Raw genomic sequence first — 16199 nt, forward strand, 5'->3', positions numbered from 1 at the left:
ATATTTGAACACTATCTAAAATTAAATAATTGCATTATTTAATTTTAATAGTTTATAATTATAATAATAGCAAAGTTTATTTAAAGGTGAATATAATGTTACGTAGTAGTAATATTTTAAAAATTAATAGTATTAATAATTTTGAACAATTATTTATTTTTTTTGGTTTACCAATTCTTTTTTTACTTTTAAATATGAAATTAACTTTTTTAATTACTATTAATTTTCATAAAAATAGTATTAATAATAAAAAAATATTTAATAAAACAAAAATCATTATTCTTCAATTTAGTTTATGATTTTTAGCACAATTTTGTTTATTTTTATTACCAGTTCAAGAAATGGTAATTAATATTAATTTTTTAGATTTAGAAAGTTTACCAATGCTATCATTGATTTCGATTTTACATTTATTTATTTGTTTTAGTTTTTTAAGCCGTAATAATAATAAAATTATGAAAGTGATGCGTTTTACTATTTTGTCAATTATTATAATTGCTATTATTTTACAATTTAATTTTACTATGATTAAAATATCATTACCATCAATAAATAACTTTATTTCAGTACTAATTTTAGTGTTCTTTTACTATTGATTAGGTTTCTTTTCATGAAAAATGTTTAGTGATAATTTATTTACAATTTTTAATTTAATTAAAAAAACTTGAGTAACATTATTTAGTAATTTTTCATTACCCAATATTATTAATAAACAATTTCCAGTAAAAGCATATACTAAAACTAAAATTATCATTTTAACATGGCAATTTAAAAAACAAATGTTTACTAATTTTGACCACCAAGTTTCTATTACTGATAATAATAAAAAACTTTTAATTGCTATTTTTAAGAAGAATTTAACTTATTTTTTAAGTGCCCAATTAACACTACTTATTACTAAAACTATTCAAGATTTAAAAACTTTAATTAATGGTTGAAAAATGGCTTTAATTCAATAACTTTTTTTGTTTTAAAATTTAAAAGAAAGGAAGAAGGAATATGAAAAAACAATCATTTTTGCTTTTTAAAAATGCGTTTAAACAAGCATTTCGTAATAAAATTCAATTAGTTGGTTTAATTGTTTTAGTATTATTATCATCAACTATTTTTTCATTAATGCAAACAAGTTTAGTAAGAATTTCTGATGAATATTCAACATTAGTTGCAAAATCTAATTTACATGATTTTGTTATTGATTTATCTAATACTACTCCAAAAACTATTTCTCATAAAATATCAACATCAACAACTGCTGTTGATGAAAAGAATGATTTTGATATTAACAATATTGCAAATGATGCTGGTAATGAATTTATATGAGATCGTGTTGAAGGCAAAACTATGCAATTAGATAATAATAGTAATCCTAGAATTTTAAAAATATTAACTTATAATCAAGATGCTCGTATTGATAAATTAATCATTAGTGATGGTTATCAAATAGGAGATAGTAATAATCCAGATAAAACTCCAAGTTGAAAACAGGTAGTTATTAATAAAGAATTTGCTCAAAAAAATAATTTGCATATTAATGATACAATTCGTGTGCAATCAGATCAATTAGGAAGTAGTTTAAAAGTTTCAGGATATGATTTAAATGATGCTGCTTATAGTAGTTATAATTGATTAAAAATTGTTGGATATGGTGTATCTGCTGATTTCACAACCCCAATTATTGATCAAACTACACCAATTCCAAATAAAACTCGTGAAGGTTTATTATACGTTGATCCAATGCAATTTGGTTTAAGTAAAAGGTTAGAAAAAAATAATTATATTTGATCATATGATAAAGCTAATGAAAAAATCACAATTTCTTCTGATAATGATCGCGAAATTTATTTTGTTGGAAAATCAACAATAGGTAAAATTAATGATATTAAATTAATTTCACAAAGTTTAAGAAGTAAATATATTAATACTATTGATTCTGATGCTGCTTTAGTATATAAGTTAGGAAATAATAAGTATACGTTTAATAATCGTACTGCTACTTTGAATGCAACTATTATTGGATTTAAAATTTTATTAATTGGTTTATTGTTAATTGTTTTAATTATTACAGGAATTACAGTAATATTAATTACTTATAAAAATATTGATAATTCACGAACACAAATTGGAATTTTAAAATCATTAGGTTATAGTAATATTAAAATTTTAATTACATCTTTAGCTTATCCAATGGTAGCAGCACTTATTGGTACTATTTTAGTGTTTTTACCAGCAAGTGGTTTACAAGTAATTATAGTTCAAACATTTGCCAACTATTTTAATCTAGATTTTGGTCATTTTATTTTTAATGGTTTAGGATTTATATATTGTTTAATTTTAATATTTGGTTTTTTATCAATTATTGCATGAGTTATTAGTGCTTTAACAGTTATTAAAAAACCAATAGATTTAATTAAAAACGAATCAGCTACTGTTAATTCTCGCTTTAGTCGAATTATTAAAACAAAAAGTATTAATCGTGGATTTTTAACAAGATTCCGTTTATCACTATTTACATCATCAATTGGAAAAATGGCAGCAGCAGCATTAACTATGTTTTTAGGAACAACTTTAATGACAACATCTATTATTGGTCCAAAAATTATGGCTGATAATAAATTACTTTCTTTTACTGGTATGAATTATCACTCCTTAGTTGAATATGACATTCCGACTTATAATTCTCCATATAGTTTTTATAAAACTTATAATCCAAATAATAAAGATGATTGAACTTATACTTCTACTGTTGATAGTACTACTGGTGATACATATTGACATCCACCAAGTTTTGATAATTCTGGACCATTAAATGATACTTTTGTTAAAGAATTATTAGAAAATAATATTAATGCTGAAGCATATGCTCCAATGTCAGATGAATCTAATCCCGGTGCTGCTATTAGTGATTTAGGATATACTGGTTTAACGTATTTAAATGGTAAAATGCTTACTAAAAACTTTTTAAATGGATTAGATTCTAGTGATATTAAAGATGCTTCTGTGATTGTTGGAATTCTGGTACAAATGGCTTGACCAAATGCATTACCAATGTATGACACAGTTTTAAAAAATACTAATATTAACAGTTTTTATAGTGAGAATACTTATAATATTATTAGAAAATTTTATCAAAACTATCGAACAACAGTGGCAATGAATATTAGTGGTACGATTTCGAAGACTGGTAAGATTAGTACTAATCCTAATGATTTAGATATTACAAAATTCAAAGATTGAGCAAATACTAATATTCCTGCTTACAAAAATGCCTCAAGTAAGGGTCCTACTTTTATTAATGATATTGATAATTTAAGTTTTGATACTAGCGATAAATTATATCCGTGACATTTAACTAATGAAACACAATTATTGAATAATAATGCATCTGAAATTAGTGACAAAGAGCGTGATAGTTGAATTAATAAAGTTGGAATTTGATTTGGTGCTTTATTTTATAATAGAATGGGACAAACTGTAGTGCAAGGTGCTTATACTAAAAGCCCATATTTTATTCGTCAAAATATTGCCAAAGCTTATAGTGATCCCAATGCTCCTTTTAATGTTGCTTTTAATGTTGTGCCTTTTGATAAAGAAACTGATGAATTAGGAACTTACTTTATTGGTACTCCTGAAAAATTATTTAAACAGAACAAATATTTAATGAAAGTTTATGGTTTACAAAATCAACAACAGTTAGGCAAACCTTCAATGATGCAATTATATGATGTTGGAGGTTCTTCATTAAATCCACTTTTAGAACAAGAAAATAGTGATGATAGTATTAGTCTTGTTATTAATCAAACAATTGCTAAACAATTAAATTTAAAAATAAATGATGAATTTAAAATGAGTAGTAATGGTAATACTATGAAATTTAAAGATAATAATAAATTGAAACCTTTTGATTTGGATAAAATTAATATTGATAACATTGTTGGTGATAGTAAAAATGTTAATAATGTAACATTATTAAAACAACAAACTGGTTATACACAAGTTGATAAGTTAAAGGATGGGGCTTATGATAATATGGGTATTAATGCTACAAATATGTTAAAAGAAGTTACTGCTGGTAAGGTTGTTAATTCTTATAATGATAAGATAAGTTCTAAAACACCAACGTATAAAGTAGTTGGTATATATAATGGTTATGGTCAACCTAATGCTTATATTAGTAAAACTAATGCTGATAAAGTTTTATCATTTAATAAAACAAAAGAATTTTTATTTTTATTATTTAAAAAAGAATGAGAAGACAAAAAAAAAACTTGTGATGTTGATTTTGGTAAATTAAAATCATTTAATGAATATCAAAATTTTCTTAATCAATTAAATGATCCCGTTATTTATAAACTTAATCAAATATTTGAAAATGAAAATCCAATCTTTAATTTTAAATTTTCAAATTCGCAATCATTACCAGATATAACTAATTCATTTTCAACTTCGCAAATGTATGGAGATTACAGTGCTTTTGGTTTAAATGGTGGTACTGATGGTTCTGGTACTTATCAAGGTTATGGTGCAGGTAGTGCTGTTAATATTACGCCACAAGATATCCATCATCAGTTGTTAAATCAAATTACTGCTTTAGTTGATACAGTATTGGTTGCATTTATTATCTTTTCATTAATCATTTCGTTCTTTATTATTTTATTAACAAGTAATTTAGTAATTTATGAAAATCGTAAAACAATAGCAACAATGAAAACACTTGGTTATAGTGATGCAAAAATAACTAATATTGTTATTGGTATGTATTTACCAGTGATTGCTGTTATGTTTGTTATTGGTTTTCCTGTAGGATGAATAATTGTTAAGTTTATTCTTAACTATTTAGCTGCTAATACAACATGGGTTTTACCATTATTCTTTGTTTGATGATTACCGCTTGTGGTTGGTTTAATTGTCTTTGGCATTTATGCAACAACCTTTATTATTGATTGATATGCCATGAAGAAGATTAATCCAATTAAAACTTTAAATGAAATTGATTAAAAGCAGAAAGGAATAAAAACATGAAAAATGATAAAAAAAACACTAAAAATTCAAGTGAACAAGTAACTAAAAATAAGTTAGAATCTAGTTTTACAAAGAAGTCAGTATCTAAAACCGAAGGTACAATACCACCAGTAACTCATAAATCTCATGATAAACCAGAATCAAAGGAAGAAATAGAAGCTAATAAAGCTAAATTACAAGCTTTTAAAGATAATCAAAAAGCAATTAAAAAATTAACAAAAACTCATTCAAAAGAAATTTTAGCAGGTAAAATTATATCAATGACTAATAATACTCCTGATACTCAAACTAATGTTATTGAATTATTTGATGTTAAAAAATCTTACTTAACTGGAGACTTAGAATATGAAGTATTAAAAGGAGTTAATTTAAAAATTAAATTAGGTGATTTTGTTGTTATCTTAGGACCATCGGGAAGTGGTAAGACAACATTATTAAATATTATTTCGGGATTGGATAAACCTAATACTGGTGATGTTTTTGTGGCCGGATACAATTTATCTTTATTAAAAGATAGTCATTTAACTAAATTTAGACGAGATAATGTTGGTTTTATTTTTCAACAATACAATTTATTAACTAACTTAACTGCTCGTGAAAATGCTGAAGTTGGTGAAAATCTTGCTAAAAATAAAAATAAAAATATGAGTATTGATGATATTTTTCAAGTTATTGAAATGGATGAACATATGAATAAGTTTCCAAGTCAATTATCAGGTGGACAACAACAAAGAGTATCGATTGGTAGAGCACTAGCAAAAAATCCGACAATTTTATTTTGTGATGAGCCAACAGGAGCACTTGATGAGGAAATGGGGCGTAAGGTGTTAGAAATTTTATTGGATGTTAATCGAGAATATAAAACATCAATTATTATGGTTACTCATAATCCTAACTTCCAATATGTTGCAAATACTGTTATTAACGTTAAAAATGGTAAAATTATTAGTGTAAAGAATAATGAAAAACCAATGAAACCAAATGAAATAAATTGATCATAAGAAAAGGGTATAGATGGGGGTTGATTTAATAAATATAAGAAAAATGCATATTTTTATGCATTTTTCTTATATTTATATAGAGTAAATACTTGTATAAAGAAAAAAATATTAAATTATAAGAATCTAATAGAAAATACTATATTTTATTTAGTTTAATTATTTTTTAGAAAGAAAAAGGTGCAAGGTAATGAGTATTGGTTTAATTACATTTATTATATGAATATGTTTAGTAATTTGAATAGTGTTTTTAATTTGAGGTATAAGTTTATGTAATAGTAATAATGCATTAGGCATCATATTATTATTTTTAACATTAAATTTAATTGGTTTAATAATAGGAATTTCTTTATTATATAATAAAAATAAGCAAAATATAGATAACAAAAAAATATTAATAGTAATATTAAAATAGAAGAATTAAGTTAAACATTCCTTTTTAGAAATTTTAATATTAAATTAAAAAATCATACCTTAATTTAATACAATTAAAAATAAAATAATAATAAGTATTATCATATTAAAGTATGACTTAAAAATATTTAAATGAAACTTGCAAAAAAGTAATTATTTTAACACTGATTGATAAATTATTCAGATATTTTTGTTGAAGATAAATCATAAAATTTACCTTTAATAATATATACTATTGTTTCACAAATGTTAACTAAGTGATCACCTAGTCTTTCAATATATTTCAACTGTTGCATTGTTGATGTATATTGAGAGAGTTGATCATTATTTTTGTTTACTTTTAACATATTGACAATGTTTTTCATTGATTCACGAAAACGATTATCAATATCAATATCATATTCTGCTGCTTGATAAGCTTTGTTAATATCATTTTCATTTATAGATTCACCAATTAAATCCATCATTTTAAATACTTTTTTCATTAATCCTGATAATTGAGATGTTAATTTAATTTCTGGTTTATATTTGACATTAAATTTGGATAAATTTTTAGCATAATTTGAAATACGTTCTAAATCACGAATAATATTCATATAGCCAATAATAGTACGTAAGTCAGTAGCAAAAGGATTTTGTTGAGCAATACTTCAAATTGCAGTAATTGTTAAACTTTCAGCGACTGTTCTAATTTCTTTATCGGTTTCAACAATTCTTTTTGACATGTCAAAATCTTGTGTTTCCATTGCTATTAAAGCGTCTTTATGTTCTTTTTTTACTTCTTTTAATAAAGTTAATAAGTTTTGTTTTAAATTTATGATATCTAAATCAAATCTACGGTTAATTATTTTCATTTTTTCCTCCTTTCTCTATAATTAATTATATATATTTTTAACCAAATCTTCCGGTAATATAATCTTCTGTTCTTTTATCTTTTGGTCGTGAAAATATTTTTTTAGTATTATTATATTCAATGACTTCTCCATTTAAGAAAAAAGCAGTTTTATCAGAAATTCGTGCTGCTTGTTGCATTGAATGAGTAACAACAATAATTGTAAAGTCTGATTTTAAATCATTCATTAAGTCTTCAATTTTAGATGCGGCAATCGGATCTAGAGCTGAAGTTGGTTCATCCATTAATAGTACTTCTGGTTTTAGGGCAATAGCACGAGCAATACATAAACGTTGTTGTTGGCCGCCTGATAATAATAATGCTGAATAAAATAAGTGTTGAGCAACTTCATCTCATAAAGCCGCTTTTTTTAAAGCATCTTCGACAATTTGATTTAGAATCTTTTTGTTTTTAATGCCTTGATTTTTTGGACCATATGCAACATTATCATAAATTGACATTGGAAAGGGATTAGGTTTTTGAAATACCATTCCAACTTTAGTTCGTAATGAAATAATATTTTTTTTATTTTCATAAATATCTTCATTATTGAATAATATTTGTCCATTAATTTTAACACCATCAATTAAATCATTCATTCTATTTAAAGTTCGTAGTAATGTTGATTTGCCACAACCACTTGGTCCAATAAAAGCGGTTACTTGATTACGACTTATTTCTAAATTTATATTAAATAAAGCCTGTTTTTTACCATGATTATAGAAGAAATTTAAATTTTTAATAGTAAAAACATAATTACTTTTTGGAATATTTTCTATATTTGATAAATTATTTGATTTGTTATTTGGTTTTTTCTTAAATTTATCTTTCACTTTTAAAAAGTAAGGTTTAATCACATTTACTTTTCTTTTTTTATTGCTATTCGCTGATTCTTTCTTGCTTTCATTTTTTCTTTTAATAATTCAATTGAGCATTTTGTTTTCACCCCGATTCCTGTTGTTAAACTTTTTTCAAAATGTTTTGCTATAAAATTTAAAATAAATATTAGTATAACTGTTATTAGTGCTGTTTGGTACATCATTCCTAATTTATTAGGGTCATTTGATTCTTTATTAACTAATAAAATATGGGTTGTTAAAGTTTGTCCTGAACTTAAGAAACCTTTATTGGGAAAAGCAACAGTGCTTCCTAATGTTAGATAAACTGGTGCTGATTCACCAATAATTCTACCCATTGATAAAATCATACTAGTAATAATGCCACCAATGGCAGCTGGAATAACTACTTTTCTTATTGTTTCAAATTTACTAGCACCTAGTGCTAATGATGCTTCACGGTATTCAATAGGTACTGATTTTAATGTATCTTCTACTGCTCTAATAATAAGTGGTAAAATAACAATTGTTAATGTTAAACTAGCAGCAATTGCTGAGAAACTTATTTGTAAGAAAGTAATAAAAAAAGTAAATCCAAACATACCAAAGATAATTGATGGCGTAGAAGATAAGGTATTTAGCACAAAACGTAATATTGAAGCAAATCAACCATTTTTGGCATATTCGTGAAGATAAATTGCGCCAATAATACCTAATGGCATAGCAATAGTAATTGTTGTTAATACCAATAAACATGTCATTGTGATAATTGATAAGTAACCTTCATCACCGGTTGTTCAAATTAAAGCTGCAAAATTAAAATTGAAAACGCTACTACCAGCATTACCACTAATGTTGAAGATACCATTAATAATAATATCACCAATAATTCAAATAATTAATCCCATAGTAATAAAACAAGCTAGCCCCATAAAGAATAATCGAAAATAGTCTTTAAAGTGTTTTCAGCCTTGATTTTTAATAGTTTTTTCACTAATAGTTAACATTAGTTGATTATCAGATAGATTTATTTTTTTTAAATTATAATTTCGTGGTTTTTTATGACCTTTTGCTTTTTTATCACTACGTTTATAAATTATTAAAACAATAAAGTTAATGATTGAAACTATAATAAATAAAAATAAACCAATTCCATATAATGCTGATATTTGTTGAGAACTAACTGCTTCTCCAATTTCTAGTCCAATTACTCCCGCTAAAGTAGAAATTGAACTAAATAAAAATGCAAGTGGACCATGTGCAAAATTGGGGGTTAGAGTACTATTACCAGCAATCATGACAACGGCCATTGTTTCACCAATGACTCTTCCAAATCCAAAAATTATTGCACCAATGATTTTGGTTTTTGCCGCTTTAAAAATGACTTTAAAACTAGTGTCAGTCCTGCTAATACCTAGTGCTAATGATGCATATAGATAAGATTTTGGTACTCTAGTAATAGCATTAACAGATAATGAAATAATTGTTGGTAATGCCATCATTGATAAAATAAAACTTGCTGTCATCATATTTTCTTTGGTTGGTGCTCCCATTTTTACAAAAATAGGACCAATGGTCATTAAACCAAAAGCACCAAAAACAACTGAAGGAATACCAGATAATAATTCTAATAAAGTTAATGTTGTTTTTTTTAATTTTGGTGGTAAAAATTCACATATAAATAATGATGTTAGTAAACTTAAAGGAACAGCAAGTATCATTGAAAATAGCGCAACTCAAAAAGTGGCAACGATAAAGGCAATAATACCAAAACTATTAGCACTAGGTAATCATTTACTATTTCCTAACATTTTAAATCAATTTAGAAAACTCATATTACTAAATGTTTGACCGATAATAAAACCAATTAATAATGAAGCGGCGATTAGTGCTAATGAAGATATAGACAATACACAAATTTTAGCAATCCAATCATAAGTATGTTTTTTTTGTTCACTAATAAAAACATTTTTTGGATCATGATTTTTATTAAAATGATTAAAAGTTATTTTATGTCAAAACTTTTTAAAAGATTTGGATTTCATTTATTAATACTCCTTTATGGAAATTTCCTTAATCACTGATTTAAATCATTATTCAATTCGTCAGTTAATGGTACTGCTGATTGTGCGTACTGAGCTTCTGAAAAAGCAGGAACTACGTATTCGTTATGACCTGGATAGTCAGGAATAAACAAGAATTTTAGAAATTTAACTAAAGTATTAATTTGTTTAAAATTTTTATTTATTAAACCTGTAAATGGTCGTGATAACTGATAAGTACCATTTTTAATGGTATCTAAACTTGGAACAATTTTTTCTCAATTAGCAATATGAATAGTAGCGAATTGTTTATTCGAATCTAATTGTTTTTTATCTGAATATGAACTATAGCCAACACCACCACTAGACATATTAAACATTTGTGTACTTGAATTAACGGTTATTGCTTGTGGATAATATGCTTTTGAATCACCCAGAACTTTTTCATTAAAAACATCTCGTGTTCCTGAACCATTTTCTCTAGTATAAGGTAAAATTTTGAGGTCACAAGTTGGTTTGATTCAACCTTGATTTGGTTCTGAAGTATTTTGTGGAAATAAATCTCTTCAGAAAATAGGTGATTTCGATAAATACATTTTTTTTACTTTATCTTGTGTAAAATTTAGAGGTTTATCATTACCTAAGAATTTTTGTGGTAGATTATAAACTAGAATCATGCCATCTTTTGATAAAACAAAAGAAATTAAATTATTATCAGGAGTTGTATATTCTTTTGAAAGTCAGCCAATACCAAACATATTTTTATTCACGGGAATTACTGCTGCATCTGAACCTAAACTGTTATAAGTAAAATCTGCTTCTTTATGATTATCAGGATAGTCTTCCATTAATGTATGCATTAAAGGTGCTACTGAAGTTGAACCGCCCATAATAAAATAGGGTTTATGACTAACTAAAGTTACAATAAAAATACTAATCATTGTGATTAATCAAAATAATGACAAAATTCTTTTTTTTAGCATATAAATCCACCCAACTGAGAGTTTTCTTTATCATACACGTATTATAACAATATAATTGATAAAAACTAGAAAAATTATTTCATTTTTATAAAAAATGTAGGTTCTAGACTATATTATTAATATTTTTTAGTAATTAAAAAATGGTATTAAGTTAACTTAATACCATTTTATTAAATATTTTTAATTTAATATAAAAAATAAAAGAAAAGTATTTCTTTCTTTTATTAGTATTCTTTATTTATATAATTCAAAAGATAAAATAACTTTATTTTTTATTATCTAAAGCATTATTTTTCTTTAAAGTTTTTAAAGTACGAGCACTAATCATTAAAGTTTTTCCACCAATTTTTACTGGTTGTAAGTTTGGATTTCATTTTCTTCTAGAAGAGTTCATCGCATGCGAACGTTTGTTACCAGCTAGTGGACCAATACCACTTAAAGCACATTTTCTTGCCATAGTTATTTTCTCCTTATTAATGTTTTAACTAATAAATAATACCATATTTATTTATTTATTTTAAAAAAAAATTAAAATTTATTTGTAAAAAATTGAATATTTACTAGGACATTATTTTAATAAGAAAAATTTAAATTATATATTTGCTAAATTGTAAAGGTAAGTGCAACTAAATTATTTTTCTATCCAAATATTCGATTGGTGAAAGATAATTTAGTATTTTTCTCGGTCTTTGATTTAAAGACAATATAAATTTATGAACTTCATTTTTATTAGTTTTTGAAAAAATAAATTTTTTAGGAAATTTTTCTCTAATTAAACCATTAGTATTTTCATTAGTACCTCTTTGTCAAGGTGAATATGGATTGGCAAAATAAATTTTTACATCTAAATTTTTTTCAAGTTGTTGTCAATTTGAAAATTCTTTGCCACGATCAAAAGTAATAGTTTTAACAATGTTTTTAGGAAGAATTGATAAATAATAACTGACATTTTTATTAATAACTTTAGTAGTTCTGTTTTTAACTAATATTGCTAAAGTAAATCGTGATACTCTTTCAACTAAAGTTATTAAACATGATTTGCTTTTACCTCGTGATGATACTATAGTATCTCCTTCTCAATGACCAAGTGTTATACGATCATTAACATTTATATCTCGTTCTTTAATTGATTTACCATTAAACTTGCCACGATTTTCTTTAGATTTTCGTTTTTTACCTTTTCTTCTTAAATTTTTACTAGTAACTTTATCAAGCATTCCAAAATAAATTCAAGTATAAATTGTTTTAAAACTAATAACTCACTCTTTATGAAAATTTTTAATTCTGCCATAAATTTGTTCAGGTGATCAACCTAATAGTAATTTTTGTTGTACATATTTTACTAAATTCTTATTTTTAAACTTATGAAAACTAATATGTGATTGTTTTCGATTTTCAGCTTTATTTTGTGCAATTAATGAAAAATAATGATTATTATCTTTATTTCTATTAATTTCTCGAATAATAGTACTAATACTTCGATTAAGATTTTTAGCTATTTCACTAATTTTAAATTTAAATTTCAATTGATTCTCAATATAAATCCTTTCATCTATGCCAAGATGTTTATAACTCATATAAAAACTCCTTACTTTTTTCTAAACTAAATTTAGCATTATGAAATTTTTATATGAGAATTTTTTGCAATTTTATTTACTTGCACTTACAAGTATAATTCAGCATTTTTTTTAAAAAAATAAAAAATATGTTATAAATAAACTATATTATACAAATTTTTAAGAAATCTTGGAGGAAAAAAATGAATTGTATTATTTATGCTGTGCAAATTGATGATGAAAAAAAGATTGGTTTACATGCACGACCAATAGCCAAAATTGCTGCTTCTATTAGTAAGTATAAAAATATTGAGGTAGAAGTCATTAAATTACCTGATAATGCAGATATTACGAAGCCAGTAAAACTTACTGGTAATGAAACTAAAGTTAAAGCTAAGTCAGTTCTTAATTTTCTAGGTTTACAAGCAAAAAATTTTAGTAAAATTGCTTTTATTATTACAAAAATGGATGAAAAAGAAGAAGATAAAAAACTTGAAGAAGTTAAAACAGAAATTATTTCTTTATTAAAAGAAGAAAAATTAATAAAGTAAATGGTTTTAAAAAAAGTATTCAAAAGAATACTTTTTTTAAAACCATTTATCCTTATGATATAATTATTTATGTTCTTAAAATATTAAATTATATAAATGGAGGCATTTAATGAGCGAAATTAACAAAAATAAAGAAATAATAATTTCAGAACAAGGTTTAGAAAAGTTAAAAACAGAATTATATAAACGAATTAATGTTGAACGTGAATCGATAAAAGAACGATTAAAAGCAGCTAGGGCTGATGGTGATTTATCAGAAAATGCTGATTATACTAGTGCGCGTGAAGAGCAAGGTAAAAATGAAGCACGCATTCAAGAACTTGAAACGATTATTACTAGTGCTGTTATTCTTGAAGAACAAAAACAACGTAAAAATAGTAATATCAAAGCAGTTCGTGTTGGTAGTTGAGTAACAATTGTAAAAATTCAAGATGGTAAAATTGTTTCTGATTCAGAAGAAAAATTTAAAATTGTTGGAAGTATTGAAAGTAATCCATTTGAAGGATTAATTTCTAATGAGTGCCCATTAGCAGTATCAATTATGAATTGTGTTGTTGGTGATATTGTTGATATTAAAGGTATTAAAGAAACATATAGGGTAAAAATTATAGAAGTAAAAAATCAATTATAAATAATTTAATTAAAAATGATCACTATTTATTAGTGATCATTGGGAGATTGTCAAAAATCCGGAATAAATTAAAACATATATAGTCTTATTATGCTTAGACAAGAAATAATTTGTATTTTTATGAAATTGTATTTAAATAATATAATTTTTTTCAATAAATTGCAACTAAAATACTTATAATTAAGTTCTCTAGGTGTTAAACTTATTGTAAAAGTTAAGGAGAATTTAAAGATGAAACTTAAAGCAATTAAAAAATTACAGTTAATAACTGTATTACTATTTGTTTTAACTATTTTAATAACTATTATTGCTTTAATATTAATTGGTATTTCAAATTTTAGTTATAATAATTATGAACAGATTAAAATTACAAATGGATTTAATATTTTAAAAATTTATAGTACATATTTTATTTTATGTCATTGTGCAAATCATATATGTTTATTTCATATTTTTCAAAATAATGATAATTATTATAATTGAATTCAATTGCAAATTGGAGTTATTTTATTAATAATAGTGATGCCGATTTTTATATTTATAATTATAGCATTAGCTTTTTTCATTATTGGCTTAAAAAGAAAAATAAAAAATAATAATTTTTGAGATGCTATTGCAAATTGTGAAATAATAAGTAATTATTACATTCATTAAATTATGTTTCTAAATTTATCTTATTACATTTAAAAATAACCATTTTAATGTAAATCAAAATATTATATGTTCTATTACCAAGCATTTCTTTTAAAACATGTCAAATATTACTTTCTGTAAAACAACCAATATTTCATTTTGCACCTTGATTTTCAATACCTTGTTTATTATTTTTAAAATATTTTTTCTTTATTTTTGGGAGCATACCGATGTTGTCAATAATATTAAAATTTGTCTTTAAATTATAAGTTTAGACGAGAATAATTTAGACTTCAATATGCAATTGTAAGTTAATCTTAACACTTCAAAAATATTAGTCAACAATAATACTTACTTTTATAACTCAAAAATTCTTATTAAAGTTTTCTTTAATAAGTTTTATTTTATTTTTATTTATTTTTTAAATTTAAGTTTTAATTTATAATAACTGGATAATTGTATTTATTGGATAACATTTAAAATTAACCATTTTTGTATACATATCAATGTTATAAGTTCTATCACCAATCATATGCTTTAAAATTTGTTTAATATTAGTTTCAGTAAAGCAACCAATATTTTCAAATAATGCTTGGTTTAATACACCATCTTTTGCATTAATAAAATAACCAACTTTTAATTTTTTATATTGTAAAGTTAATGATTGTAAAAAATCAATTAATTCATAATATTGACCTTTGGCAAATAAATTTATTGCATTTTGATAGTGTAATTTAGCAATTTGATTTTTTCTTCTTCCTGCCATTATACCAAGAAATAAAACATGAAAAGCATGAAATTTATCTAAAATAAATTTAGCATTTAAAATTGTAGCAGTTTTTCTAATTCATTTTGCACTATCTCCACAAACTATGAAATTTGCTTGGTCAAAGTTTTCAAAAAATAAATTACCATATTTTTCTATTAATTTTGCGATTTTTTCAGCACCAATTTCTGTTTTTGAAACTCTTATTTTACATACAGCTCTTTTATTAATTAATTTTCCATTTTTCTTTTTACCAGTACACATTACTATTAATCTCATCGAACATTTTTTACAATTTTTAGTATTATGTTTTTCATTAAACTTAAATTTTCGATGACCATCATCAATATTTACATATAAATTTTGATTTGGTTGTAATGGTATTTTGGGAATATTTGCTTTTGGTAATTCAAATTTTTGATATGTTCTACAAACTGTACTATTACTTATTAAATCTTCAATAAAAGTATCACAAACATCACGATACTTTTTACCATCAGCAAAATATTTTAAAATTTGTTTAATAACGTTAGGTGCAAGTTTACTATATTTTTTAACACCAAGATAATTATCTAATAATGATACGTACTCCATTTTTTGTGTTTTTGTGTTATAATGTGTACAAATACATCGTTTATAAGTTAATAAACCTTTTTTTGCTTTTAATTTTCGTTGTCTAAATCTATATGATTTATATTCAGATTTATCACATATACTTCATAAATAATCATCTATTTTTGCAAATAATTCTTCTGTTTGTTTTAAACTTAATTCATCTTGATTAAAATCATGTTTGTCTCAATCAAAATGATTTGCGAATGGTAATATAAACATTTTTAATGTTCCTTTCTAATTTTTGTTTGTTAATAATTTAAGTT

General features: G+C 24.0%; 14 protein-coding genes. 6 read left to right on the forward strand and 8 right to left on the reverse strand.

Translation table 4 applies throughout. The features are described 5' to 3' along the window. The first annotated feature begins 95 nt into the window (after positions 1-95). The 3 genes from AAHM79_RS05220 to AAHM79_RS05230 are packed head-to-tail and all read left to right on the forward strand — an operon-like array spanning position 96 to position 6020. On the forward strand, positions 96-959 hold the full coding sequence (locus tag AAHM79_RS05220; RefSeq protein WP_342257252.1) for a hypothetical protein: 864 nt from the start codon (positions 96-98) through the stop codon (positions 957-959). 40 nt (positions 960-999) lie between these two features. Next, the gene (locus AAHM79_RS05225; RefSeq protein ID WP_342257253.1) at positions 1000-4995 is read left to right on the forward strand and encodes an ABC transporter permease; all 3996 of its coding nucleotides are present in this window, start codon (positions 1000-1002) and stop codon (positions 4993-4995) included. A gap of 20 nt (positions 4996-5015) precedes the next feature. Further along, positions 5016-6020 (forward strand): ABC transporter ATP-binding protein, encoded by a 1005-nt coding sequence (locus AAHM79_RS05230; protein ID WP_338986639.1) that lies wholly within the window; start codon positions 5016-5018, stop codon positions 6018-6020. 587 nt (positions 6021-6607) lie between these two features. Here the strand turns inward: AAHM79_RS05230 and phoU are convergent. The 6 genes from phoU to AAHM79_RS05260 all read right to left on the reverse strand — a co-directional run bounded on the left by phoU (position 6608) and on the right by AAHM79_RS05260 (position 12761). Next, the gene (gene phoU / locus AAHM79_RS05235; protein WP_174480791.1) at positions 6608-7285 is read right to left on the reverse strand and encodes a phosphate signaling complex protein PhoU; all 678 of its coding nucleotides are present in this window, start codon (positions 7283-7285) and stop codon (positions 6608-6610) included. 37 nt (positions 7286-7322) lie between these two features. Next, the gene (gene pstB, locus AAHM79_RS05240) at positions 7323-8102 is read right to left on the reverse strand and encodes a phosphate ABC transporter ATP-binding protein PstB (RefSeq protein WP_425289554.1); all 780 of its coding nucleotides are present in this window, start codon (positions 8100-8102) and stop codon (positions 7323-7325) included. Between the two features lie 80 nt (positions 8103-8182). Continuing rightward, on the reverse strand, positions 8183-10204 hold the full coding sequence (gene pstA, locus AAHM79_RS05245; protein WP_342257254.1) for a phosphate ABC transporter permease PstA: 2022 nt from the start codon (positions 10202-10204) through the stop codon (positions 8183-8185). Between the two features lie 14 nt (positions 10205-10218). Next, positions 10219-11142 (reverse strand): PstS family phosphate ABC transporter substrate-binding protein, encoded by a 924-nt coding sequence (locus AAHM79_RS05250; RefSeq protein WP_342257255.1) that lies wholly within the window; start codon positions 11140-11142, stop codon positions 10219-10221. Positions 11143-11449: 307 nt separating this feature from the next. Then, positions 11450-11641 carry a 50S ribosomal protein L28 gene (rpmB, locus tag AAHM79_RS05255; protein ID WP_342257256.1) on the reverse strand — a complete coding sequence of 64 codons (192 nt, stop codon included), beginning with the start codon at positions 11639-11641 and terminating at the stop codon, positions 11450-11452. A 169-nt stretch (positions 11642-11810) separates the two neighbouring features. Then, positions 11811-12761: an IS30 family transposase gene (locus AAHM79_RS05260; RefSeq protein ID WP_338979395.1), complete on the reverse strand. Its 951-nt coding sequence runs from the start codon at positions 12759-12761 to the stop codon at positions 11811-11813. A gap of 182 nt (positions 12762-12943) precedes the next feature. Between AAHM79_RS05260 and AAHM79_RS05265 the strand changes: the two genes are divergently transcribed. From AAHM79_RS05265 to AAHM79_RS05275, 3 genes are all read left to right on the forward strand, one after another. Beyond that, on the forward strand, positions 12944-13291 hold the full coding sequence (locus AAHM79_RS05265; RefSeq protein ID WP_342257257.1) for an HPr family phosphocarrier protein: 348 nt from the start codon (positions 12944-12946) through the stop codon (positions 13289-13291). A gap of 109 nt (positions 13292-13400) precedes the next feature. Then, entirely contained in the window at positions 13401-13922 is a 522-nt protein-coding gene (greA, locus tag AAHM79_RS05270) for a transcription elongation factor GreA (protein ID WP_342257258.1), read from the forward strand. A gap of 231 nt (positions 13923-14153) precedes the next feature. Next, complete coding sequence (locus AAHM79_RS05275) at positions 14154-14576, forward strand: hypothetical protein (RefSeq protein WP_338979630.1); 423 nt, start codon at positions 14154-14156, stop codon at positions 14574-14576. 1 nt (position 14577) lies between these two features. On the opposite strand, the gene AAHM79_RS05280 is transcribed toward AAHM79_RS05275, so the two are convergent. Both AAHM79_RS05280 and AAHM79_RS05285 read right to left on the reverse strand, forming a co-directional pair. Next, entirely contained in the window at positions 14578-14781 is a 204-nt protein-coding gene (locus AAHM79_RS05280; protein ID WP_342257259.1) for a hypothetical protein, read from the reverse strand. 213 nt (positions 14782-14994) lie between these two features. Next, entirely contained in the window at positions 14995-16155 is a 1161-nt protein-coding gene (locus AAHM79_RS05285; RefSeq protein ID WP_342257260.1) for an Mbov_0401 family ICE element transposase-like protein, read from the reverse strand. Positions 16156-16199: the final 44 nt, after the last annotated feature.

This window comes from Spiroplasma endosymbiont of Nomada ruficornis (genome assembly GCF_964030795.1).
In the GTDB taxonomy this organism is placed as follows: Bacteria; Bacillota_I; Bacilli_A; order Mycoplasmatales; family VBWQ01; genus Spiroplasma_E; species Spiroplasma_E ixodetis_A.